The sequence below is a fragment of the Sorangium sp. So ce1504 genome (assembly GCF_051521635.1).
Taxonomy (GTDB): domain Bacteria; phylum Myxococcota_A; class Polyangia; order Polyangiales; family Polyangiaceae; genus Sorangium; species Sorangium cellulosum_B.
The window spans coordinates 8,007,067-8,031,229 of the sequence record NZ_CP150365.1 but is presented as its reverse complement, the minus strand read 5'-3'; the positions used below and the strand labels follow the sequence as shown (position 1 = coordinate 8,031,229).

The window sequence follows — 24,163 nt, the reverse complement described above, 5'->3', positions numbered from 1 at the left end:
CTCGCTTTTTTCTCACCCGTTCGAGAGTCGCGGTGGTACGGTCCCGATCCAGGTTACGTGGCGATCCACCCGGGCGACGTCGTTGCTGGCTACCGTGTCTCCCGCCTGCTCGGGCGGGGCGGCATGGGCGAAGTCTGGGCAGCAACACGGGAATCGGACAATCAGCAGGTCGCCATCAAGGTCCTGCTCGCGCGCGCCGCGATGAAGCCGGATCTCGTGCGGCGCTTCGACCGTGAGGCGAAGATCGCCTCGGCCATCCAGAGCCCGTACGTCTGCCAGCTGCTCGAGGTCGGCCAGACGGACGAGGGCGAGCACCTGCTCGTGTTCGAGCAGCTCGACGGCGAGTCGCTGGCGGATCGGCTGAAGCGCGAGCAGTACCTGCCGTTCAGCGAGGTCGGCCCGATCATCGATGACGTGCTCCAGGGGCTCGTGGCGGCGCACGCCGCGGGCGTCATCCACCGCGATCTGAAGCCGGGCAACATCTACCTCGAGCACCTCGGCCTGCCGGACCGGCGCGAGCGCGCGAAGATCCTCGATTTCGGCATCTCGAAGCTCACGCGGCGCGAGAAGGAAGAGCCGACGCTCACCGCCTTCGACGCGACGCTGGGATCGTTCGCGTACATGGCGCCGGAGCAGGTGCGGGGCGCCGCGCGGGCCGACGAGCGGGCCGACATCTACGCGGTCGGCGCGGTGGCCTTCCGGGCCCTGTCCGGGCGGCTGCCGTTCGAGGGGGCGAACGCCGCGGTGCTCGTCGCGATGAAGCTCGACCGCCCGGCGCCGTCGCTCGCCGAGGCGACCGGCGAGAAATGGCCGGTGGGCATCGAGCGCTTCCTCGAGCGGGCGCTCGATCGCCGGCGCGAAGGGCGCTTCGGCTCCGCGGCAGATGCGCTGTCGAGCTGGCGGGCCATCCAGCCGGCGAACATCACGCGCGCGACGCGCCGCACGCAGCGGAGCAGGTATCCCTCCGAGCTGCCCGACGCGTTCCTGGAAGACAACCCCACGGTCGTCGACGGCCCCCCGACGATGACGGAGAACGGCGGCTTCAGCGACGCCGGCCACAGCTCGCCGCCCCCTGCTTCGCTCGCCCCTCCCAGGGCCAGCACCGTGCCCCCGCCGCCACCGAGCAGGGCCGCTGCGCCGCCGCCGCCACCGAGCAGGGCCGCTGCGCCGCCGGCGTCGCCGAGCAGGACCGGCGTGGGCGCACCGCCTGCGCCGCCGAGCAGGACCGGCGCGGGCGCGCCTCCAGCGTCGCCGAGCAGGACCGGCGTGGGGGCGCCGCCTGCACCGCCGAGCAGGGCGGGCGCGGGCGCGCCGCCGCCACCGCCGAGCAGGGCGGGCGCGGGCGCGCCGCCGCCACCGCCGAGCAGGGCGGGCGCGCCGCCGCCACCGCCGAGCAGGGCGGGCGCGGGCGCGCCGCCGCCACCGCCGAGCAGGGCGGGCGCGGGCGCGCCGCCGCCACCGCCGAGCAGGGCGGGCGCGCCGCCGCCACCGCCGAGCAGGGCGGGCGCGGGCGCGCCGCCGCCACCGCCGAGCAGGGGCGAGGGCGCAGAGATTCCCCGGCCGGAGGGTCCGCCTTCGCGCCGCAAGACAGAGAGGCACTGAGTTGCTCGACGCGACGGTAGGCACGAAGAACCGGGTCGAGGTGCGCGGCGGGCGCATCCGCCTCATGAAATCGTCGGCCGCGCGCGGCGGCGGATGGATCGAGATCGGCACCGATCCCGTCATCGTGGGCCGCAACGCGGCCTGCCAGCTGGTCCTCGACGACGCCAAGGTCAGCGCGGTGCACGCCGAGTTCGTCGCCACGGAGCAGGGCGTCCGCGTGCGCGATCTCGACAGCAGGAACGGGACCTTCGTCGGCGGCGTGCGGGTCGGCGACATCTACCTGCTCACGAGCACGAAGCTGCGGCTCGGCGAGACCGAGATCCAGTTCGAGCCCCTGCGGCCCGAGCGCATCACGGTCTCGGCGATCCCGTCGTTCGGCCCGCTCGTGGCGAGCAGCCCCGGGATGCGGGCCATCTTCGAGCGCCTCTCCAAGATGGCGCCGACCGACCTCACGGTGCTCATCACGGGCGAGACCGGCACGGGCAAGGAGCTCGTCGCCCAGGCGCTGCACCTGGCGAGCGCCCGCTCGAAGAAGCCGTTCGTGGTCGTGGACTGCGGCTCGATCCCGCCGACCCTGGCCGAGGCGACGCTGTTCGGCCACGAGCGCGGCGCGTTCACGGGCGCGGTCGACAAGCGCCTCTCGCCGTTCATCGAGGCGGACGGCGGCACGATCTTCCTCGACGAGCTCGGCGAGCTGCCGCTCGAGGTGCAGCCGAAGCTCCTCCGCGCGCTCGCCGAGCGCCGCATCAAGAGCGTCGGCGGATCGAGCTACCGCGAGGTCGACGTGCGCGTGCTCGCGGCGACGCGCCGCGACCTCGTGCGGGCCGTGAACGGCGGCAACTTCCGGAGCGACCTCTACTTCCGCGTCGCGCAGATCAAGATCGAGCTGCCGGCGCTCCGGCAGCGCGTGGAGGACATCCCCGTGCTCGTCCGCCGGATGCTGAAGGATCTCGGCGACGAGAGCGCCTACGAGCGCGTCTCGAACATGACGCTCGAGCGGCTGATGCGGCACGACTGGCCGGGCAACGTCCGCGAGCTGCGGAACGCGGTCGCCGTCGCGTTCGCGCTCGCCGCCGAGGGCGAGGAGATCGACGTCGCGGCGCACCTCGGCGCCCTCACCGAGACGCCGGTGCACCCGAGCTCCTCGCCGTCGATCCCCCCGGGCGCCGGCGGCAGCGCGGCCAGCAGCTCGTTCGCGTCGATGAAGGGCCGCCAGTTCCAGGAGGCGAAGCGCGACGTCCTCGCGCGGTTCGAGCGCGACTACTTCGCCGCCCTGTCCGAGGACGCGAAGGGCAACGTGAGCGAGATGGCGCGGCGCGCGGGCATGGAGCGGGCGCACGTGCGGGCTTACCTCCGCCGCCACGGCATCGGCGCGAAGCAGGAACAGGAGTGAGCGAGCCGACGGCGGCTCGCTCGCTTCGCGTCACACCGCCGCGGCCTTGTCGTCCCTGCCGGACGGCGCGATCTCGTCGGACTCGAACAGGCCTTCGAGCTCCTGCGCCGCCTGCTTCGCCGCCTCGATGAGCTTGACCTCGTCGTTGTGCACCGCGTGCCCGCGGACGAGCACCTTCTCGTCGTGGGCCCTGAACCGCTCGATCGTCGCGCGGGCGTCCCGCTCCCGCATCCCGAGGCCCTCGAGCACGCGCGCCGCCACCTCGAGCGACGACAGGAACGTCTCCCGCTCCAGCACCGTCACGCCGATATCCATCAGCTGATACGCGTGCTGGCGGTTCCTGGCGCGCGCGTAGATCAGGAGGTCAGGGAAGTGCCGCTTCACCACCTCCGCCGTCTTCACCGACGACGCGACGTCGTCGATGGCCAGCACGAAGATCTTCGCCTTGTCGGCGCGCGCCGCGCGGAGCAGGTCGAGCCGGGAGGCGTCCCCGTAGTAGATCTTGTTGCCGTACTTGCGGACGAAGTCGACCTGCGTGGGGCTCGCGTCGAGCGCGGTGAAGGGGATCTTCCTCGTGCGGAGGACGCGAGAGACGATCTGGCCGAAGCGGCCGTATCCGGCGATGATGACCCTCGGGTCGTCGTCGTCGATCGCGTCGAACTCGCGCTCTGGCCCGCCCCCCTGCCATCGCTTGACGAGCGCGTCGCCGAGCGCGATGACGAGCGGCGTGACCGCCATGGACAGGGTGACCACGACGACCAGGAGGTCGGCGAGGAGCCTGTCCATGAGGCCCTGTCCCGCGGCCATCCCGAAGAGGACGAAGGCGAACTCGCCCCCCTGCGGGAGCGCGAGCGCGAGGTCGCGCGCGGAGCCCTTCGCGTGCCCGGCCGCCCTGCCCAGGAGGAGGAGGACGGCGGCCTTGAGCGCCATCACGCCGAGGACGAGCCCGAGGACGAGCAGCGGCCGCTCGATGACGAGGCCGATGTTCGCCGACATCCCGACGGCGATGAAGAAGAGCCCCATGAGCAGGCCCTTGAACGGCTCGATGTCCGCCTCGAGCTCGTGGCGGTACTCCGAGTCGGCGAGCAGCACGCCCGCCATGAAGGCGCCGAGCGACATGGAGAGGCCCACCTGCACCATGAGGAGCGCCGTGCCGAGCACGACGAGCAGGGCCGCCGCGGTGAAGATCTCGTGGGCGTGGGTGGCGGCGATGGCCCGGAAGACGGGGCGCACGAGGTAGCGGCCGCCGGCGACGACCGCGAGCAGCACGGCCACGGCCTTGAGCGACGAGGCGACGGCGCTCCCCTCGGCGGGGGCCGCGCCCGCGGGGCCGAGCAGGGGGAGCACCGCGATCAGCGGGATCACGGCGAGGTCCTGGAAGAGCAGGATGGCGAACGCGGAGCGGCCGTGCTGCGACTGCATCTGGCCCTTCTCGGCCAGGATCTGCAGGACGAACGCCGTCGACGAGAGCGAGAGCCCGACGCCCGCGATGGCCGCCGTGTCGGCGCGCAGGCCGAGCGCGGCGCCGATGAGCGCGATGAGCGCGCCCGTGACGGCGACCTGCGCGCCGCCGAGGCCGAACACGGCGCGGCGGAGCACCCAGAGCCGCGACGGCTGGAGCTCGAGGCCGATGAGGAAGAGGAGCAGCACCACGCCGAGCTCCGAGAAGTGGAGGGTGTCTTCGACGTTGGCGATGATCCGCAGCCCCCACGGGCCGAGCAGCGCGCCCGCGACGAGGTAGCCGAGCACCGCGCCGAGGCCGATCCGCTTGAACAGCGGCACGGCGACGACGGCCGCGCCGAGAAAGACTGCGGCGTCAGAGAGCAAGCTCATTCGTCGTGGGTCTCCTTGGGGCTCCGTGATAAGCACGATCCGCCATGCAGATCGAGCTCATCGCCACGGCAAGCGAAGATTCCGCGTACCTGCCTCGTGTGGGGCTCGGCACCCTCGCGGCGCTCACGCCCCCCGAGGATGAGATCATCTACACCGATGACGTCGTGCAGCCCTTCGATCTCCAGCGCGACGTCAAGGACGTCGACCTCGTCGGGATCAGCGTCGACAGCAAGACCGCCCGCCGCAGCTACGATATCGCCGCCGCGTACCGCAGGCGCGGCGTGAAGGTCGTGCTCGGCGGCATCCACCCGACGGCCTGCCCCGACGAGGCCCTGCAGCACGCGGACGCCGTCGTGGTCGGCGAGGCCGAGGACGCCTGGCCCGCCCTGCTCGCGGACGCGAAGCGCGGCGAGCTCAAGCCGCTCTACCGCCCGGAGCTGCCGAACCTCGCGGGCAGGCCCCCGCCGCGGCGCGACCTGTTCACCTCCAAGAAGTACATCCCGTTCCAGGTCGTGCAGACGATGCGCGGCTGCCCGTATCCGTGCGAGTTCTGCAGCGTGTCGACGGCGAACGGCACCACGATGCGGTTCCGTCCGACCGACGAGGTGCTGAGCGAGCTCCGGTCGCTCGGCAAGCTCATCATGTTCGCGGACGACAACGTGATGATCCACCGGGCTTACTCGAAAGAGCTCTTCACCCGGATGATCCCGCTGAAGAAGCACTGGATAGGCCAGTGCTCGCTCGCCGCGGTCAAGCGCCTCGAGAACGTGAAGCTCATGGCCGAGAGCGGGTGCAAGGCGCTCTTCATCGGCTTCGAGAGCATCGACGAGGAGACGGTGAAGTTCACCGGAAAGCGGCAGAACCGTCCCTCCCAGTACAAGGACACGATGGCGATGCTCCACGATCACGGCATCTCGGTCTGGGGGAGCTTCGTCTTCGGGTTCGATACGGACGATCCCGAGGTGTTCGATCGCACCGTGGAGTTCGGCATCGACATGAAGCTGACGATGGCGCTGTATGCCATCCTCACCCCGTACCCCGCGACGCAGCTGTACCGCCGCCTCAAGGCGGAGGGGCGCCTCACGGACGAGCGCTGGTGGCTGCGCCGCGACCACGACGCCGGCTCGCCCTATTTCGTTCCCAAGCAGATGTCGCGGGAGCGGCTCCGGGAGGGGTGGGTGTCCGCGTGGACGAAATTCTACTCGCCGTCCTCGATATGGCGCAGGTTCACCCTCACACGGCAGTCGAGCTGGATCCAGCTGGCGGGCTTCTTTCCGCTGAATTTCATGCAGCACACGCTGGCGCACCGCAAGATCGCGGGCGGCGAGCAGCGCTTCCGCTCCGGCGTGCACATCGAGGAGACGGCCGCGTCGCCCGTGGCGCAGCCGCAGCCGGAGCCGCAGCCTGCGAGGGCCAAGGGCGCCCGGCAGCTCCCGATCATCGGATAGGCGATCCCCTGGCGCCAGCTTCGCGTCCTGTGCGTGCGTGGGCGCCGTCCTGCACGCTGCGGGGCAATGGTACGCTGCGGCGCAATGGTGCCTCGCTCCGCTCGTCGGCAATGAGGCGGCGCCCTGGCGCGGCGCGCGTCGTCTGGGCGCGCCGCAGGACGCCGCGCCTCGGCGGCTCGGGCGCCCGCGGCAGGCCAAGCGCGCCGCGGCTCGCGGAGCGCCCGCTGCGCATCGGTGGATGTGGGCAATCGACCGCTCGCGGATTGACAGCAGCGCACGGTGAGCGAGCGACATTCTTCTGTCGCGCTTGCAGTGCGATTGTCGCTTGCTGATTTTGCTACACTCGCGTGAGCTCCTGGAATGCCGGGGTGTCGAGCGGGGTGTGAGCCCGCTTTGTCGCGGCATCGAGGATCCCCAAGCGGAGGTGTCATGGGTCGACGTCGGTTCTCCTTCTCGCTCCTCATCGTGGTTGGCGCCGCCGTGTCCAGCGCTGGCTTCGCGGCCAGCTGCAGCGCGACGGGTTCGTCCAACGTGCTCGACTCGAGCGGAGCTGACGAACCAGGCGTGGGAGGGGGCGGCACGACCGGCGGAGGCGACGGGCTGGGTGGGTTCCTCGACATCGATGGAGGGCAGGAGCCGCACAGCGATGTGATGGTGAACCCTTGTGGGAGCGCGTGCGGCGACAAGGAGCTATGTACCGGCGCGACCCTCGGCCTGGACGACGACTGCGATGGTTCGATCGACGAGACGTGCGCCTGCATCCCCGGTCAGGCGCACTCCTGCTTCCGCGGCGATCCGTCGTTCCGGAACAGCGAGGGCTGCTTTCCTGGCACCCAGCTCTGCGACGAGACCGGCACGTGGGGCCCGTGCGTCGGCGGCGTGCACGCCGACGAGAACTGCCATATGGATAGCGGCGCTCCGTGCCGCCCGATGCAGGCGTCGCCCTTCGCGAACCTCGACCTCAAGGCAGGCATTGGCACGTTCGGCGCGGATGCGCTCGCGGGATCCGAGCTGTGGACGGTGGACTGCCCCGATGGCGTCGACCCGTGCCCCGGAGTGACCGGCTCGGACCCAGCGGACGATTTCAAGCCGCTGCAGTCGGGCGAGTACACTGTCACGTACACGAAGCGCGTCGCGAGCGGCGCTACCCAGAGCTGCGAGTACCCGCTCTTCGTCAGCGCGGGCGGCCTGCGCGTCGAGCTCGAGTGGGAGCACGACGTCGGCGACGTCGATCTCGATCTGCACCTCCACAGGCCGAACAACACGCAGCCCTGGAAAATGCTGGGGTCGTCGGTGGATTGCGGATGGAACAACTGCGCTATCTCGCACTTCGCGACAAAGTCACCGGAGCCCTCGGATATCCGCTGGTTCTTGAACAGCGCGAGGCTGCCGAACCCCGTGAACTGGTACCTCGACCCGGTGCCCGGCAACAATGGCTGCTTCAACGCCCCTCGGGGCGTGGGGGAGCAATGGAAGGCCAACGGTCTTGGCTGCCACAACCCGCGGATCGACCTCGACAACAGGGGGTGCGACCCCACCCGGACTGATCCCGATCACACAAGCTTCTGCGCGCCGGAGAACATCAACCTCGACTATCCGCCGAAGCGTCAGTGGATGCGCATCGGCGTGCATTACTATGATGAGGGCATGGTGAAGCACGATATTCACCCCCGTATCAAGATCTTCTGCGACAGCGCCCTCGGGGCGGATCTGGGGCCCGCGGGGTTCTACAGCCCGGAGCGGCCCGTCGCGTTCAAGCCCACGGACGGACGCACCATGTTCTGGCTCGTCGCCGACGTGCTCTTCCCAGAGCCGGACGAGTGCGGCCAGGCGGCCTGCGTCGTGCGGCCGCTCTATGAGAGCGCCAGCGCGAAGACGCCGCTGCTCACCACGCGGGACGACGTCGAGGCGAGCTTCGGTCCCGCCTACCCGACGCTGCCCTGAAAGGCGCGCGCGCCGCGCGCCCGACCCGCCTGGAAAGCGCGCGCCGCGCGCCCGACCCGCCTCCAGATCACCGCGATGGCCAGGGCCTCGCGACGTCAGCGCCCGCGAACGCGCCGGCGCGAGCGCACGAGCTCTGCCGGCGCCACCTCGCCCCGCGCGCGGAGGCCGTGAGGCGCAACGCCACACCGGCCAGCAAGGCAAGCTTCGTGGTGATCTGTCGGAGGATGATTTCTCTGACGCCTCGGGTGAGCTGGTGGTTCGCCTGACTCCGCATCTGGCGAGAGCGCGCCTCGCCGGCTGAAGGCGGCTCATTGTGGCCATCGCCGGCCGGAGTCCGTGCTAGGGAGTCCTCCTCCAGCGACTCACCCTGCTGAGTCTGCATGACAGTAGTCCTTATTACTCGATGAGGGTCGGGGCTCCGTGATCTGCCGTCCCGAGCCGCGCTTTCGCGCGCGCTGGGGACACCGGTATCCGCTTTGCTTCACGCTGTCGTGCCTGGTGCACGGCGCGCTTCGCCGTCGCGCGGAGCGGGCGCAGGCCGCCGCGACACCGCGTCTAGGTCTCCAAGTGGAGGTATCATGTCTCGTCTTCGTGTCTCCTCCGTGCTCCCCGTCGTGATCGCGATCGCGGCGTCGGGCGCCGGGTTCGCGGCCGGCTGCAGCGCGGAAGGCAAGCGGCTCACGTTCGATCTGACGACGGGCGGCAGCTCGCACGCCGACGAGGCGGGCAGCGCCGGCGGGGCGGGCGGCGCCGGCGGGGCGACGGCCCAGCCTGGCGACTCGGAAGGCTACGGCGGCTTCCTCGGCGATATCGATGCAGGGGCGCCCGAGGGCCAGCCGGTGACGATCAACCCGTGCGGGAGCGCCTGCGGTCCGACGGAGCTGTGCGGCGTCGATGAGCTCGGCGTGGATCACGCCGGGCTGGACGACGACTGCAACGGGCTGATCGACGAGAGCTGCGGGTGCATCGCCGGGCAGGCGCACTCCTGCTTCCGCGGCGATCCGTCGTTCCGGCACAGCCCGGGGTGCTTCCCCGGGACCCAGATCTGCGACGAGACGGGCACGTGGGGCCCCTGCGTCGGCGGCGTGCACGCGGACCAGGACTGCCACCGGAACGACGTGGCGGGCTGCCACGCGCTCCAGGCGGCGCCGTTCGCCACCGTCGATCTGAAGGAGGGCACCGGCTCGTTCAGCGAGGACGCGCGTCCGGACTCCGAGGTGTGGACGGTGACGTGCCCGCCGGGCGTGAACCCGTGCCCCTCGGTGGGAGGGCAGGGGCCGGCGGACGATTTCAAGCCGCTCCAGTCGGGCGAGTACACGGTCACGTACACGAAGAGCCTGGCGAGCGGCGAGACCGCGAGCTGCGTTTACCCGCTGTTCGTCGGCGCCCGCGGCCTCCGCGTCGAGCTCGAGTGGGAGCACGAGCCGGCCAGCGTGGATATGGACCTCTACCTCCACAAGCCGGACAACATGCAGCCCTGGACGGTCGGCGGCTCCAGCGCCGCGTGCGGCTACGGGAACTGCACGCTCGACAGCCTCTCGGGCGGCTCGGCCATCACGTGGTTCAGCGACACGGCGACGCCCCCCGAGCCGGTGAACTGGTACCTGGATCCGGAGGAGACCAACAACAGCTGCTTCTACGCGCCTCGCGGCGTGGGGGACGACTGGCGCGCCCACGGCAGGGGGTGCCATAGCCCGCGGCTCGATCTCGACAACATCTCCTGTGCCCACCGCACCACGGACCCGGACGACCCGACCTTCTGCGCGCCCGAGAACATCAACGTCGATTTCCCGCCCAAGGCCAGCTGGATGCGCATCGCGGTGCACTACTTCGGGGGCAGCGTGTCGTTCGACGTGCACCCGCGGGTCAAGATCTACTGCAACGGCGAGCTCGGGGCCGACCTCGGGCCCACGGGTTTCTACGACCCCGAGGTGCCCGTCGCCTTCGTTCCGGAGGACTCAGGCGACAGGTTCTGGCTCGTCGCCGACGTGATCTTCCCCGAAGCGGGGGAGTGCGGAGGCGATACGTGCGTCGTCAGGCCGATCTACCGGGACGAGACAGTGAAGACGCCGTACCTCTCGACGGTCCGCGACGTCCGCAACGACTTCGGTCCGGCCTACCCCAGCCTGCCGAGGCCCTGACGGCGCGGCGCTGGCCGGCGGCGGGCGCGCCGCTCACGCCTCGACGCCGGCCCGCCTGAGGAAGGCGAGCGCGGGGCCGAGCGCGTAGGCGGGCGCCCTGCCCAGGCGCAGCTGCTCCCCGGTCGACAGGTGGAGGAGCAGCCAGCGCGGCGCGAGGCCCGGCTGGTCGACGTCCGTGTCCGAGGCCGGCGGGGTCGAGACGCCGACGATCGCCTGGATCGGCAGGATCCGCCGGAAGCCACGGCCGTCCTGGATGAGCTCGTCCCGCTCGAAGTCGAGGCGGAACAGCCCGTGGAGCCGGCGGCGCCGGCGGACGGCGAGCAGCGCGGCGGCGGCTCCGGCCGTCCACGTCCCCGCGATGAAGAGGATGGGAAAGGGGGCCGCGCGCGCCGCCACGATGCCCGCCACGACGAGCGAGGCGACGAGCGCGAACGCGGCGACGCGACGGACGGCGAGGTCCAGGCCGTCGCCACGGCACTCGCAGACGAGCACGGCGGGGCCTTGCGCCAGGATGGTGCCGTCGGTGTTCGAGAGCAGGACGTCTCCGTCAGGCACTGCGGTCCTCCCGATCGGGTGAGGTGGTCGAATACCGCAGCCTCGCGAGCGAGGCGAGGGGTCGACGGGAGCGAAGCTCGCGCCGAGCCGCCGGGGCCATCCTGGACGTTAACCAAGCTTCGCGCTGCGTTCTCCTACCTCCGAACGTTTACGTTTACGTTTACGTGGTCGTGGTCGTGGTCGTGGTCGTGGTCGTGGTCGTGGTCGTGGTCGTGATCGTCAACGGCAGGCCGTGAACGACCACGTCCACGTAAACGTCCACGTCCACGTAAACGTCCACGACCACGTAAACGTAAACGTCCACGACCACGTGAACGTTCACGTTGGTGACCGATGGTGGGGTAGAGGGGGGCGGGCTGAATGCCCGTTAATTGGCCAGGAATGGCGAGGGTGTGGCGCGCGTGGTACGTGGTATGCCGCGATGCCGGCGAGGGCGAGCAGGCACGCCCCTCGCGCGACCGGGGCGGTCGTCGCGGCGACTCGGGCCGAGGTTCTCATGGGGGCATGCGCGCTCGGGACCGAGCTGCCAGAGGAGGACTCTGCGATGAGGTGGATTGTGAGACAGGCATTGCTCGCGGCAGCGGTGAGCTTGATCGCGGGCTGCGCCGAGGAGCGGCCGGCCATCAGCCAGGTTCAGGCGAACGCGCTGGCGAAATCGTTCTTCGTCGGCGCCGATCTGCAGAGCAGGGAGGACGATCCCGAGTTCTGGGCGCGGACCACGGTGGTCGACGTGGGCTACGGCGCCTCGCAGGACGGGCTCTTCTCCTCCTCGTACGCTCAGGCCGATGTCGCGCGCATCAAGTGGATCATCCAGGAAGACCTCCTGCTCGGGCGCCTCACCTACGAGCGCGTGAACGACAGCGACGGCAAGGGCGCCGGCGCCGCCACGGACGATGGCGTCGTGGTCGTCGCCTACAAGATCCTCTCGCACTTCGACGTCCAGCGCGATTACAACCGAGCGACGGGGGAAGAGAGCAACGTCGTCGTCGAAAACACGACCGACCGTCCATGGGTTGAGCGCGAGTACATGCGGGTCGACTGGTCGAAGAACCTGAACGTCGACTCCTACGACTTCGACACGCTGTCGCTCATCGGCGTCTACGGCGGCGTGCAGTACGAGCCGCTCTCCTACTACGTCAGCGACCCGAGCCACCCCGACGCGCCCCATTTCGACCCCGAGGAGGGGTATTTCGACGTCACCAACAAGGCCTTCGCGGTGCCCCAGCTCGTCGATCTCAGCCACCTCGGGTGGGGCATCGACAGCTTCCCGGCCTGCATGCTCGACACGGACTTCGCGGGCGGCACCGCGCCGGTCGGATCGTGCAACCCCGTCGAGATCACCCTCCGGCAGTCGTTCCGGCGCGTCGTCGATCGGGACTACGAGCCGGCCGAGTGGGACGGCTACCGGTTCCGGGCGTTCGGCGCCTTCGTGCGAGAGCGCTTCGGCTACGCCCGCAACTACGGCATGAGCGACGCCAAGTGGCACCGCATGATCTCCCGTTACAACATCTGGGAACGCAGCCACTACTACGACGATCCGGAGAGCATGACGGGCGAGATCCCGTGCTTCACCCCCGAGACCACCCCCGTCGGCGCAGATCCGCACCGCGACCAGGACCGGAACGGGACCGAGGACGAGTGCGAGGTCGTCACCGGGGCCTCGATGGCCCGGGACGGAGGGATGGAGGCGGTGGGGCCCGGCTCGCGGTGCGACACCTTCAAGCAACGGTGCACCCTGCCCTACCAGCGGCGCGAGGCCGTGCCGCAGGCGTGGTACGTCACCTCGGACAGCAACCCCGACTATTTCGTCGCCACCGATATGGCGGCCCACGAGTGGGACGTCGCCCTGCGCAGCGCCGTCGTCACCGCCAAGTACGCCGAGTGCGTCCGGACGCAAGGGGACGCGGCGCGCTGCGGCGAGGCGTTCCCGGTCTACGACGGGCAGATGGACGATGACGCCGACGCCATCGCGCTCTCGCGCGAGGTCGACGCGTGCCGGCGCGGCGCGGCGCGCGAGGGGCAGCGCTGCGAGGCCCTCGCCGACGAGATCGGCGCGCGGCGCGGGACCTCGAGGGGCGTCATCGCGCTCGCGAAGATGCCCGAGATGATCGTGCTCTGTCACAGCCCCGTCGAGGCGGCCGACCCCGAGGCGTGCGGCGGTCCGCGGCTCCCGGCGGGCGTGACCGCCAGGATGTGCAGCGACGAGCGCCGCAAGGAAGCAGGGCGGGACCCCGCGCTGATGGGGGCGTGCCGCGAGGCGCTGAACGCGCGGATCGGCGACCTGCGCTATCACCAGATCAACAACTTCGAGGCGCCGCAATCGCCCTCCGCCTGGGGCATCTACAGCGACTCGGAAGACCCGCTCACCGGCGAGAAGGTCGCGGCGAGCATCAATGTCTGGACGCACGTCAGCGACATCTGGAGCCAGGGCGTCGTGGACACGGCCCGCTACATCAAGGGAGAGCTCAAGACCGAAGACGTGACCGACGGCGATTACGTCCGGGACTGGGCGCAGGCGAGCGAGGGCGCGTCGAGGGGCGGCGCGCTGCCGCGGCTGACGCGGGAGGAGCTGGCGCGGCGGATCGCCCGGTCCGCCGGGGTGGACGAGGCGGCCGTCACCGAGGGCACCGGCCAGATGGCGCAGAACCCGGCGCTGCGCGAGAGCCTCCGGCGGCTCTCGAAGGAGGTGCGCGGCATCGCGGCCGACGCCACGGCGCCCGACAGCATGCGCGGGATCTACGCGGCGCGCCGCAGGGCCGCGGCGGGCACCGAGCTCGAGGCCGAGCTCACGACGAAGGCGATCCAGGAGCTCACCGGCGTCGCGGGGCTGCCGCTCACGGACGAGGTGATGCGCTTCGCCTCGCCGCTCCGAGGGGCGAACCCGAGCGTGCGGCGCGAGCTCGGGAACCTGAAGGAGATCGCGCTGGCCGAGCGCGGCGCGTGCGTGATGCACGAGGCGCCGGCGCCGCTCGCGACCGCCGATCTGGCGGACCTGCTCGAGGAGAAATTCGCGAGCAAGCACGGGCGCTTCGGCGAGGGGGACGCCGCGCAGAAGGCGCGGCGCGCCGAGGCCATGCGGCGCTACCTCGCGCAGCGGGCGCACACCTCGGTGATCCTCCACGAGATGGGCCACTCCGTCGGGCTGCGGCACAATTTCGTGAGCTCCTCCGACGCCTGGGGCTACCGGCCGCAGTACTGGCAGCTCCGCACGAGCAATGGACGGGTGAAGACGCCGTGCGAGACGCTCTCGGAGGACGGCGAGGCCTGCGTCGGGCCGAGGTATTACGACCCCGTCACCGAGAACGAGCGGAAGAACCTGATCTGGATGTTCATGCAGTCGTCGACGATGGATTATGCCGGCGAGCCCACGCAGGACCTCATCGGGCTCGGCGCCTATGATTTCGCCGCGGCCCGCTTGTTCTACGGCGATGCCGTCGCCGTGCACGCCGACCCGAGCTACAAGGCGACCACCCCGCGCGGCAAGGGCGTGCTCGCGAAGATCGACGATTTCGGCGGCGTCCTCGGCATCCAGCCCGAGTACGACGACGAGGACATCCATTACTCCGAGCTGCAGAGCAAGTACGACCTGATCACGCCGCGCAGCTGCGTCGAGGTCGACCCGAGCGCGTACGTGCCCTCGGACTGGGACGAGGAGCTGGACGGCGTCTGGCACCCGTTGCTCGACGGCCAGCTCGTGTCGATCGGCGGCAAGACCACGCGGTGCCGGCAGCAGAAGGTCGATTATGTCACCTGGCGCGCGCTGGAGACGCCGAAGGACGTGAAGGGGCCCTCGGTGGACCCGGCGGGGCGGACCCGCCTGCCTTACGGCTTCGCGACCGACCGGTGGGCGGACCTCGGCAACCTGAGCGTGTACCGGCACGACAACGGCGCGGACGCCTACGAGCTCTTCAATTTCTTCGTCACGCAGCAGGAGGTGAACCACATCTTCGACAACTACCGCCGCGGCCGGCAGGCCTTCAGCGTGCGCGCGGCGTCGGAGCGGACCCTGAACCGATACAACGCGAAGATGCGCGACGGCGCGAAGGGCCTCGGGCTCATCATGAACATCTACCGCGAGTTCGCGCTGGACCGCGGCTACGATTTCGACACGTTCTGGGTCCAGGCCGCGAACAGCCTCTTCAAGGAGAACACGCTCGCGGCCGGGATCGCGTTCGATCACTTCGCGCTCCAGATGGCGCGCCCGCAGCCGGGTGAGCATTTCCTGCCGGACGGGGACGCCGTCCTCCGGTCATCGAGCGATGTCTTCGGCGATCCAGGGGAACCGCTGGTGGTCGTCCCGAACGGCGCGACGGGCTATTTCGGTGACATCGCCGTCGGGGGCAAGCCGCTCGAGAACGCGCTCGCGGCGGACAAGGGCGAGTACGACTCGTCGTACACGATGAACGCCGGGGCCTATTACGACAAGGCGTGGGTGTCGATGCTGATGACCGAGTCGGTCGACAACTTCATCAGCGACTCGCGGCACGACTTCCTCGACGCGCGCTACCGGGCGGTCTCGCTCGCCGACGTCTTCCCGGAAGGGTACCGCCGCTGGCTCGCCAACAACCTCACGGGCGACGACGCCCTCAAGGGTGTGCGCGTCGAGGCGGACCAGCGCGGCCGGCCGGTCCGGGACGCGAGCGGGTATCCGGCCGGCGCGCTCGGCTGGACCTCGTGGTGGGCCGAGAGCGGGCCGGAGAGCTGCTTCCCCGCGGCCGGGAGCATCGTCTGCAGCTCCTATGGCGCGCCCGACAGCGCGCCGTGGAACCCGCGGGCCCCGGCCAAGGTCGCCATCCTCGACCCGCAGATCGGCTGGGAGCAGCAGAAGTTCCTCATCGCATGGACCCTGCTCTACCTGCCCGAGAACGAGAAGCAGAAGTGGCTGGACATGATGCACGTCTGGGAGGCCGGGGCGGACACCGATCCCGGCTTCCCGGACCGGATCGAGCTCCACCACCCGTCCGGAAAGGTGTTCGTGGCGAAGGCCTACGGGACCGAGACCGTCTTTGGCAAGGTCGTGCAGAAGGGCATCGGCGCGCGCGTCCTGGAGTACGGCAATGAGCTCCTGGCGAAGGCGTATGTCACCGAGCCGGGGCCCGACCTCGACGGCGACGGCAAGGCGGACTGGCACAAGGTGAAGCCGAACCCGGAGACCGGGCAGCCGATCGTGCGGTGGGATCCGACGATCGCCGCCATCGCGGACGACGGCGAGGTCCTGCGGGAAGGCGTGGACGGCTGCAAGGCGGACGCCGACGCGGACGACGACGATTTCAGCGATTTCTACGAGTGCACGTGCTCCTCGAACCGCGCTTGCGGCGCGCTCGAGAGCTACCTCTCGGTGCCCGCCTTCATCCGGCAAGCGCTGGCGGCGTTCAAGCTGGGTGACCCGACGATGAAGGGCCTCCACTGAGCCCGCGCCCTCGCGAGCGAGCCCGGCGCGGAGGACAGGAGCCACGCGAAGGGATGAGCCCGGCGAGGGCGTGAGCGTGGCGCTCTTCCCCACGCCCCGGGGTGAGAGTGACCTTCGTCCCACGAGAGATCACGAGAGCACCAGGCTCATCGAGCGCGGCCGACGCCGCGCGGGTGACAGGCCACGTCCGAGCACATCCGATTCTGTCCGATGGCGGCCCCACGATTCCGAGCACATCCGAGCACACCCGAGGGCAGCCTCGCGATGAGGGGGCCGAGGTCTGGCGACGCCACAATGGTCGGGGCATCTTGCCGCATGGGGCGATTCGCCCCACGCGGTCGCGCGTTCACCGCGGCGCTCCAGGTGCGCCGGCGTGGCTCAGGTTTTGCTGAACTTTTCCATGAAATGACGTGCTGCTGGATATCGCCCACCCCATGCGGCTCCTGTGTCGGTGACGCAGGGCGGCCGGGCGGGTCGCGGTGCCGACGAGCTGCAACCCGGGCCTGCCGTCGTGGAGCGCGGATTCGATCGTAGCGCCGCCGCCGGGACACGGGAAACGCAGAACAGAGTGGCTCTCCTGCGCCGCGAGCGCCGGGAGAGCCGTTGGCTCGAGGTGCGGAGAGGACCAGCGATGGAGTTCGAGAATGTCACGCACGTCCAGAGAGCGCAGGCGCGGGTGGGAACGTCGCTCAACGGCGCGTGGCGGCTGGACGCGCTGATCGGCCTCGGCGGGATGGCGGCCGTGTATGCCGCGACGCACCGGAGGGGCCAGCGGGTCGCGATCAAGCTGCTGCACCCCGAGCGGGCGAGGGATCGGGGCGATCGCGCGCGGTTTCTCCGCGAGAAGGCCATCGCGCAGACCGTCGATCACCCGGGGGTCGCCGCGGTGATCGCGGACGACGTGACCGAGGATGGATCGCCGTTCCTCGTGATGGAGCTCCTCGAGGGAGAGAGCCTCCTCCAGCGCTGGAAGGCGCAGAGGGGCCCGCTCCCGCCGGCCGAGGTCCTCTCCGTGAGCGAGCAGATCCTGGAGGTGCTCGCGGCCGCGCACGCGAGGGGCGTCGTTCACCGGGATCTGAAGCCTGACAACCTCTTCCTCACGCGAGAGCGCGGGGTGAAGATCCTCGATTTCGGCATCGCGCGCCTGCGGGCCCCCTCGGGGCAAACCTCCCTCGTGGGGCTCCGCGCGATGGGCACGCCGGCGTACATGCCGCCCGAGCAGGCCCGCGCGCGCTGGGATCTCGTCGATGCGCGGACGGACCTCTGGGCGCTGGGCGCGACGATGTTCTCGCTGCTGACGGACCGATACGTCCAGGAGGCGCCGACCGTCAACGAGCTGTTCTTCCTGAGGATGACCTGCCCGATTCCGTCGCTCGCGCGGATCGCGCCGTCGATGCTTCCGGCCGTGGTGCGGGTGGTGGACCGCGCGCTCGAGTTCGCGCAGGCGGATCGCTGGCCGGATGCGCGGTCGATGCTGGCCGCTGTGCGCGAGGCGCATGCCGCGCTCGCGCTCGCGCCACCCCGGAGCACGCTGGTGCCGCCGCCCCGGAGCACGCTGGTGCCGCCGCCCCGGAGCACGCTGGTGCCGCCGCCCCGGAGCACGCTCGCGCCGGCGACGAACCTGCGCGACCTCGGCGCGCTGGACGAACGGCCGCCTTCGGCTCGTCCCCAGGCGCGGCTCTCCCGGGCGGCGGCGCTCTCGTCGCCGCCGTCGCTCGCGACGAACGCGCGCGCGCGCTCGACGATCCCTCGCGTGCCGTGAAGCGAGCCGGAGGCAGCGACGGCCTGCCCCGGCGGCGGGCCACGCGCTTGCCGCGCCGTTTGCGTTTCGCCCTGGGTGTGTGGATCGTGGGGCGAGCCTGCGAGCAGCTCGCCGGGTGATGGGGGGCGAGCCTGCGAGCAGCTCGCTGGGTTATGCGTTCAGGCCTGCGAGCAGCTCGCTCGGCCGCAGCACGCCTCGCCGCTCCGACTCGCGCCGGGCGAGGAGGGTCTCGTAGATATCCATGTAGCTCGCCATCATGCGTTCGGCCGAGTAACGCCGCAGCGCGAGCTTCCTTCCGCGCTTGCCCATCGCCGCGGACTGCATGGGATCCCCCTTGAGCGCGGCGAGCTTGGCGGCGAGCGCGCCCTCGTCGTCCGACGGCACGAGGAAGCCCGTCTCCCCGTCGGCGATCAGGGCAGGGATGCCACCCACGGCGGTCGAGACCACCGGCAACCCCGTGGCCATGGCCTCCACCATGGAGAGCGGCAGACCCTCGGACTTCGACGACAGGACGAAGACGTCGCTCGCGGCGAGCAGCCCCGGCACGTCGTGCCGTTCGCCTGCGAAGACGACGCGGTCGCTGATGCCGAGCTCTCCGGCGAGCGCGCGCAGCGAGGCGGCTTCGGGCCCGTCTCCGACCAGGAGGAGGCGCGCGCTGTCCGAGTCGCCCGACAGGATCCCCGCGGCCGCGGCCGCGCGGAGCAGGAGCGCGTGGTTCTTGACCTGCGACAGGCGGCCGACCGCCCCGGCGACCCACGCGTCCTCGGGGATCCCGAGCTCGGCCCGGATGCGGTGCCGGGCCGCGGCGTCCGGCCTGAAACGGGAGAGGTCGATTCCATTCAAGATCACATGTAGCTTCGAGCTGGGTACCTCTTTGTGCTTCAGCATGAAGTCGGCCGTGGACTGCGACACGGCCACGTGCGCGTCGGCGAGCCTGGCGGCCATGTGCCGCAGCCACGCCCTGCGCCCCTGATCGAACATGGCGCCGTGCAGCGTGTGGCACACAGGCACACGGTGCAGCCGGCCCGCGGCCGTGGCGTAGATGAGCGGCAGCTGATTGTGCGAGTGCACGATCGAGACACCGTGCTTGGCGAAGAACGCCGCGAGCTTCCCGGGGAGCTTGAGGTCGAAGCCGGAGCGCTTCGGCAGCATGTGCACCGCGACGTCGCGCTCCCGGAGCTGCGCCGCGCGCGGCCCGTCGGGGTTCGTCTCGATGCCCACGACCATCACCTCATGTCCCGCGGCGCGCTGCAGCCCGGCCAGATCCACCACGACCTGCTCGGCGCCGCCCACCTGGAAGGAGTTCAGTACGTGTGCGATCACGAGACGGTTGTGGCGTGCTCCGGTCATCGTCGCCTGCTCGGTGGTCTTCATATCGTAATCTATGCTCATGGTTCCCCTCTGGGGTGCGCTTCGGGCGCATGTGGTCCGACCTGAGAGAAACCCCTCCTTCGTGTCCGCGTCCCGAGGGGGGCAAATTACCACAGCATCTACGAGGCGAGGAGATTTCTCTGTGTGTCTCCTCGATATGCCGGGTACCGCTGGATTGACGTGAGGGGATGTCTTCATCGGCCCGTCCGCTGACTACGTGGGATCGCGCCTGTGGCAGATGGCAACAGCTGTGACAAAGAGCGTCGCGGCGGCTTCACGTGCGTGCCAGGGCGGCTCTCCCTGATCCAGGACAGCAGCGATGCCACGCCGACGTTCCGGCAGAAATGCCGGAAACCGCGCATTTTTTTCGGAATGTGGAAGCGTCCGATGTTCACGCAGGCCACCGGGCAGGAATTCATGCGAAAAGCGTGCAAGCTACCTCACGCGTGCCGGCGGGACATCTGCACCCCCGATGCCGCGACGGTGAGAGGTGTGGTCTTTTGTAGGCGAATGTGCGGGCGATGGTGTCCCTGGTGAACGCGGGCCGCTGATCCGGCGGTGTAAGGGATTCAGGGGAGGGCTGCGACGGGGCCCGGCGGCGTCGCGGGTCGTGCTCCTGGGGAGCACGGGCGGACCGCGGTGTCTGTGCAAGCGGGGCGGCAGGTGGGGGGCTGTGCGGCGATGGCACGGTGTGCCGCGGTGCGGCGTGCGGCGTGTGGGGAGCACCGGTGAGGTGCGGAGCCAGCTGCCCCCCGCCCTCGCGGTCACGGTGGAGGGGCGGGGGACAGCTGCTCGAGAGATGGGCTCGTGCTCACGCGAGCATGGCCCGCCGGTCTTTCAGGATCAGCGCTCGGACAGCTCGGCGCACACGGCGAAGGTGGTCAGCGACACCGTCTGCGCCTTCTTGCCGAAGCCGCTCTCGAACACGGCGGTCGATGTCCAGCCCGCGCGGCCTTCGGTGGGGTCGAACGGCGAGTTCTCGACCACCCTGCTCGTCGCCTGGGCGCCGCCGGAGATCGAGAATCCGCCGCTGATCACGACTTCACCCGCGTCGCAGAGCGCCTTGACGTTGACGAACGCGCTCGTGGGCGACGCCTCGCGCGTCACGGAGACCACGTGGATCTTCACGAGTCCAGGCGATCCGGTCGGCCCCTGGGGGCCACGCTCGCCCTTGGGTCCAGCGAGGCCCTGAGGACCGCGCGCGCCGTCGATGCCCTTGAGGCCCTGGAGACCCTGGAGACCGACGATCCCCGCGGGGCCCGCGGGGCCGCGCTCGCCACGCTCGCCCTTGGGTCCGGCCGGTCCCTGGGGACCCGCCTCGCCCTTGGGTCCAGCGGGACCCTGCGGACCGCGCGCGCCGTCGGCGCCCTTGAGGCCCGGAGCGCCGTCAGCGCCCTTGAGGCCGTGAGAGCCGTCGGCGCCCTTGAGGCCCTGGAGGCCCTGAGGACCGACGATCCCCGCGGGGCCGCGCTCGCCACGCTCGCCCTTGGGTCCGGCCGGCCCCTGGGGACCTGCCTCGCCCTTGGGTCCAGCGAGGCCCTGAGGACCGCGCGCGCCATCAGCGCCCTTGAGGCCCGGAGCGCCGTCAGCGCCCTTGAGGCCGTGAGCGCCGTCGGCGCCCTTGAGGCCCTGGAGGCCCTGAGGACCGACGATCCCCGCGGGGCCCTGGAGGCCGCGCTCGCCGCGCTCGCCCTTGGGTCCGGCCGGCCCCCGGGGACCCGCCTCGCCCTTGGGTCCAGCGGGACCCTGCGGACCACGCGCGCCGTCAGCGCCCTTGAGGCCCGGAGCGCCGTCGACGCCCTTGAGGCCCTGGAGGCCCTGGAGGCCCTGAGGACCGACGTGCCCTGCGAGGCCCTGAGGGCCGGGCTCGCCACGCTCGCCCTTGGGTCCAGCGGGACCCTGCGGACCACGCGCGCCGTCAGCGCCCTTGAGGCCCGGAGCGCCGTCGACGCCCTTGAGGCCCTGGAGGCCCTGAGGACCGACGTGCCCTGCGAGGCCCTGGGGGCCGGGCTCGCCACGCTCGCCCTTGGGCCCTGCCGGCCCCTGCGGACCGCGCGCGCCGTCAGCGCCCTTGAGGCCCTGAGGACCCATCTCGCCCTTGGGCCCTACCGGCCCCTGCGGGCCGCGCGCGCCGTCAGCGCCCTTGAGGCCCTGAGGACCCATCTCGCCCTTGGGCCCTACCGGCCCCTGAGGACCCATCTCGCCCTTGGGCCCTACCTGCCCCTGCGGACCACGCGCGCCGTCAGCGCCCTTGAGGCCCTGAGGACCGATGAGCCCCGCCGGCCCCTGAGGACCCATCTCGCCCTTGGGACCCATGGAGCCCGCGGGTCCCTGCGGACCGCGCGCGCCATCGACGCCCTTGAGGCCCTGGGGGCCGATGAGCCCGGCCGGCCCCTGCGGACCACGCGCGCCGTCAGCGCCCTTGAGGCCCTGGAGGCCAGTGTGCCCGACCAGCCCCTGAGGACCCATCTCGCCCTTGGGTCCCATGGGCCCCGCGGGTCCCTGCGGACCACGCGCGCCATCGACGCCCTTGAAGCCCTGGAGGCCCTGGGGACCGATGAGCCCCGCGGCGCCTGCCGGCCCCTGCGGGCCGCGCTCACCCTTGGGCCCCTGCGGACCGCGCGCGCCATCGACGCCCTTGAAGCCCTGGAGGCCCTGGGGACCGATGAGCCCCGCGGTGCCTGCCGGCCCCTGCGGGCCGGGCTCGCCGCGCTCGCCCTTGGGCCCCTGCGGACCGCGCGCGCCATCGACGCCCTTGAAGCCCTGGAGGCCCTGGGGACCGATGAGCCCCGCGGCGCCTGCCGACCCCTGCGGGCCAGGCTCGCCGCGCTCGCCCTTGGGCCCCTGCGGACCCTGAGGACCGCGCTCGCCCTGCGGCCCAGCGGGCCCCCGCTGCCCCATGGGCCCCTGGGGACCGCGCTCCCCCTTCTGATACTGCTGATACTGCTGTCCCACGAACCCCTTGCCCTTGCCGGGCATGTGGTGCCCGACCTCGTCGGACGCCCCGGCCTCCGCCTTGACGTCTCGCGAATCGCCGGCCCAGCTCGCGCCTGCGCTGGCCATCACCCCGGCAAACCCGGCGAGGATCCCAGCAGAAACCGCACTCGCTCGATACTTTCGCATGTGACTCCGCCTTTCTATCGATTCCGAGCTTCAATGCGCTCGATCCCGCAGACAGCCGCGTTCAGATGAGGTGGAGCCCAGCAGGCGAGTGATTCGGGCGAAGGCCGACTCCGGGACGGATCTCCGCCCGTGCCCCGCTCCGACCTCTCGATGAGAGTCCCACCAATTGCCGGCACGAAAAGTCAGGGCGATTCGTCGATGCGGCACGACAGGCCACGCCACGACGTGGGCGTGACCAGGTGCAGCCAGCGCTCGAAGGCTCCAGTCGCCAACCCGCTGTGTCTGGAGCGATCCTAAGTTAATGGGGGCGGTTCACCAAGCCCCTGAGGAGGGGTTGACAGCCGCGACGCCCGTCGAGCAGTCGGCGTTCATTCGCGCTCGCGCCGGGGGAACCCCGCGTCTCCATGCGAAGCCGGGGTATTTGCAGGTATCGAGAGCAGAGCAGGGCGAACGCGTGGAAAGACGGCAGCTCGCGCATGGGAGCGCGCAATGGCGCGAAGGGAGCACCAACGCGAGAATCAGGAGACGGCCGCGCACGGGACAGGAAATGGCGAACACGGCGCTCTGCGCGGCGGCGCTCGGCGCGCCTCCGATGGGCCGGCGCGGCGAGCACGCGGTGCGCTCGTCAAGCCGCGGCAGCACGGCCTCGCTGGAACATCCGGTGCCGATTCAAAAGCGCCCGACATGGCATCAAAAGCGCCCGACATGGCCTCAGGAGCGTCCGACATGGCCTCAGGAGCGTCCGACATGGCCTCAGGAGCGTCCGACATGGCCTCAGGAGCGTCCGACATGGCATCAGGAGCGTCCGATACGCTCTCGAGCGCGATCCTCTCCAGCGACCGGGCAGGCTCTACCATCGATGGCCGGCGGCCACCGTGACGCGCCGATACGCGCCGCATCACCCGCGTGTGGCGTACGCACCTCGGCTCGCCTGCCGGTGCGCGCCAGATCCATGCGCGCCGGCGCCCCGTGATGGGTGAGCGCTGCGCCGTCGCGGCGGACCGGGTAAGATCGCCCGGTGCCCGGCCTCGACACCGATGATGACGCCCTCCTCTTGACGGAGCGCCTGCGCCTCCGCCCCCACCGGCGGTCGGACGTCCCGTTCATGATGGAGCTGAACTCGGATCCCGAAGTGGTCCGCTACACCGGCGATACCGCGTTCGCGTGCGAGGACGATGCGCGCGCGGTCGTCGCGCGGCTCGCGCGCCAGTTCGAGGACTTCCGCATGGGCCGGTTCATCGTCTCGGACCGGAAGACGGCGGAAAAGCTAGGCTGGTGCGGCCTCAGGTGGCACGACGACCTCGAGGTCGCGGACCTCGGGTACCGCTTCTTTCGCAAGCACTGGGGCAAAGGCTACGCCACGGAGGCGGCCGCCGCGTGCATCCGGTACGCAGCCGAGGAGCTCCGGCTCTCACGCCTCGTCGCGCACGCGATGCTCGAGAATGTCGCGTCGGTCAGGGTGCTGGAGAAGCTAGGGTTCCGCCGGACGGGGCCGACCGTGTTCAAGGGGCTCGTGGCCGAAGGGTTCGAGCTCCTCCTGAGGGCCTGAGCCGCCGGCGCTCTCCCGCGACCCGAAGGCCC

The 24,163-nt window shown here is 70.8% G+C and carries 13 protein-coding genes; 8 read left to right on the top strand and 5 right to left on the bottom strand.

Annotated elements, in window-relative coordinates:
* Positions 1–57: 57 nt before the first annotated feature.
* On the top strand, positions 58–1,602 hold the full coding sequence (locus WMF39_RS30040) for a serine/threonine-protein kinase (protein WP_437739924.1): 1,545 nt from the start codon (positions 58–60) through the stop codon (positions 1,600–1,602).
* A gap of 1 nt (position 1,603) precedes the next feature.
* The gene (locus WMF39_RS30035) at positions 1,604–2,995 is read left to right on the top strand and encodes a sigma 54-interacting transcriptional regulator (RefSeq protein WP_437739923.1); all 1,392 of its coding nucleotides are present in this window, start codon (positions 1,604–1,606) and stop codon (positions 2,993–2,995) included.
* A gap of 30 nt (positions 2,996–3,025) precedes the next feature.
* Here WMF39_RS30035 and WMF39_RS30030 read toward each other — a convergent pair whose 3' ends face one another.
* Positions 3,026–4,828 carry a monovalent cation:proton antiporter-2 (CPA2) family protein gene (locus WMF39_RS30030; RefSeq protein WP_437739922.1) on the bottom strand — a complete coding sequence of 601 codons (1,803 nt, stop codon included), beginning with the start codon at positions 4,826–4,828 and terminating at the stop codon, positions 3,026–3,028.
* A gap of 44 nt (positions 4,829–4,872) precedes the next feature.
* On the opposite strand from WMF39_RS30030, the gene WMF39_RS30025 reads away from it, so the two are divergent.
* From WMF39_RS30025 to WMF39_RS30015, 3 genes are all read left to right on the top strand, one after another.
* Positions 4,873–6,276: a B12-binding domain-containing radical SAM protein gene (locus WMF39_RS30025; protein ID WP_437739921.1), complete on the top strand. Its 1,404-nt coding sequence runs from the start codon at positions 4,873–4,875 to the stop codon at positions 6,274–6,276.
* A 429-nt stretch (positions 6,277–6,705) separates the two neighbouring features.
* On the top strand, positions 6,706–8,220 hold the full coding sequence (locus WMF39_RS30020; RefSeq protein WP_437739920.1) for a hypothetical protein: 1,515 nt from the start codon (positions 6,706–6,708) through the stop codon (positions 8,218–8,220).
* A gap of 578 nt (positions 8,221–8,798) precedes the next feature.
* Positions 8,799–10,361 carry a hypothetical protein gene (locus WMF39_RS30015; protein WP_437739919.1) on the top strand — a complete coding sequence of 521 codons (1,563 nt, stop codon included), beginning with the start codon at positions 8,799–8,801 and terminating at the stop codon, positions 10,359–10,361.
* Positions 10,362–10,394: 33 nt separating this feature from the next.
* Here WMF39_RS30015 and WMF39_RS30010 read toward each other — a convergent pair whose 3' ends face one another.
* Together WMF39_RS30010 and WMF39_RS30005 are read right to left on the bottom strand one after the other, a co-directional pair.
* The gene (locus tag WMF39_RS30010; protein WP_437739918.1) at positions 10,395–10,916 is read right to left on the bottom strand and encodes a hypothetical protein; all 522 of its coding nucleotides are present in this window, start codon (positions 10,914–10,916) and stop codon (positions 10,395–10,397) included.
* A 160-nt stretch (positions 10,917–11,076) separates the two neighbouring features.
* Positions 11,077–11,238, bottom strand: coding sequence for a hypothetical protein (locus WMF39_RS30005; protein ID WP_437739917.1), 162 nt, complete (start codon positions 11,236–11,238; stop codon positions 11,077–11,079).
* Positions 11,239–11,460: 222 nt separating this feature from the next.
* Between WMF39_RS30005 and WMF39_RS30000 the strand changes: the two genes are divergently transcribed.
* Positions 11,461–16,326, top strand: a complete 4,866-nt coding sequence (locus tag WMF39_RS30000; protein WP_437739916.1) for a hypothetical protein — start codon at positions 11,461–11,463, stop codon at positions 16,324–16,326.
* A 631-nt stretch (positions 16,327–16,957) separates the two neighbouring features.
* Complete coding sequence (locus WMF39_RS29995; protein ID WP_437739915.1) at positions 16,958–18,088, top strand: protein kinase domain-containing protein; 1,131 nt, start codon at positions 16,958–16,960, stop codon at positions 18,086–18,088.
* Between the two features lie 150 nt (positions 18,089–18,238).
* On the opposite strand, the gene WMF39_RS29990 is transcribed toward WMF39_RS29995, so the two are convergent.
* Positions 18,239–19,480 (bottom strand): glycosyltransferase, encoded by a 1,242-nt coding sequence (locus WMF39_RS29990; RefSeq protein WP_437739914.1) that lies wholly within the window; start codon positions 19,478–19,480, stop codon positions 18,239–18,241.
* Positions 19,481–20,302: 822 nt separating this feature from the next.
* On the bottom strand, positions 20,303–22,582 hold the full coding sequence (locus WMF39_RS29985) for a collagen-like protein (RefSeq protein WP_437739913.1): 2,280 nt from the start codon (positions 22,580–22,582) through the stop codon (positions 20,303–20,305).
* A 1,018-nt stretch (positions 22,583–23,600) separates the two neighbouring features.
* Here WMF39_RS29985 and WMF39_RS29980 point away from each other — a divergent pair.
* Entirely contained in the window at positions 23,601–24,131 is a 531-nt protein-coding gene (locus tag WMF39_RS29980) for a GNAT family N-acetyltransferase (protein ID WP_437739912.1), read from the top strand.
* Positions 24,132–24,163: the final 32 nt, after the last annotated feature.

Bases quoted from the DNA above. Each gene is read 5' to 3' on its own strand.
- WMF39_RS29990 (WP_437739914.1), bottom strand. From the start codon at position 19,480: ATGAGCATAGATTACGATATGAAGACCACCGAGCAGGCGACGATGACC.
- WMF39_RS30020 (WP_437739920.1), top strand. From the start codon at position 6,706: ATGGGTCGACGTCGGTTCTCCTTCTCGCTCCTCATCGTGGTTGGCGCC.
- WMF39_RS29995 (WP_437739915.1), top strand. From the start codon at position 16,958: ATGGAGTTCGAGAATGTCACGCACGTCCAGAGAGCGCAGGCGCGGGTG.
- WMF39_RS29985 (WP_437739913.1), bottom strand. From the start codon at position 22,582: ATGCGAAAGTATCGAGCGAGTGCGGTTTCTGCTGGGATCCTCGCCGGG.
- WMF39_RS30025 (WP_437739921.1), top strand. From the start codon at position 4,873: ATGCAGATCGAGCTCATCGCCACGGCAAGCGAAGATTCCGCGTACCTG.
- WMF39_RS30015 (WP_437739919.1), top strand. From the start codon at position 8,799: ATGTCTCGTCTTCGTGTCTCCTCCGTGCTCCCCGTCGTGATCGCGATC.
- WMF39_RS30000 (WP_437739916.1), top strand. From the start codon at position 11,461: ATGAGGTGGATTGTGAGACAGGCATTGCTCGCGGCAGCGGTGAGCTTG.
- WMF39_RS30030 (WP_437739922.1), bottom strand. From the start codon at position 4,828: ATGAGCTTGCTCTCTGACGCCGCAGTCTTTCTCGGCGCGGCCGTCGTC.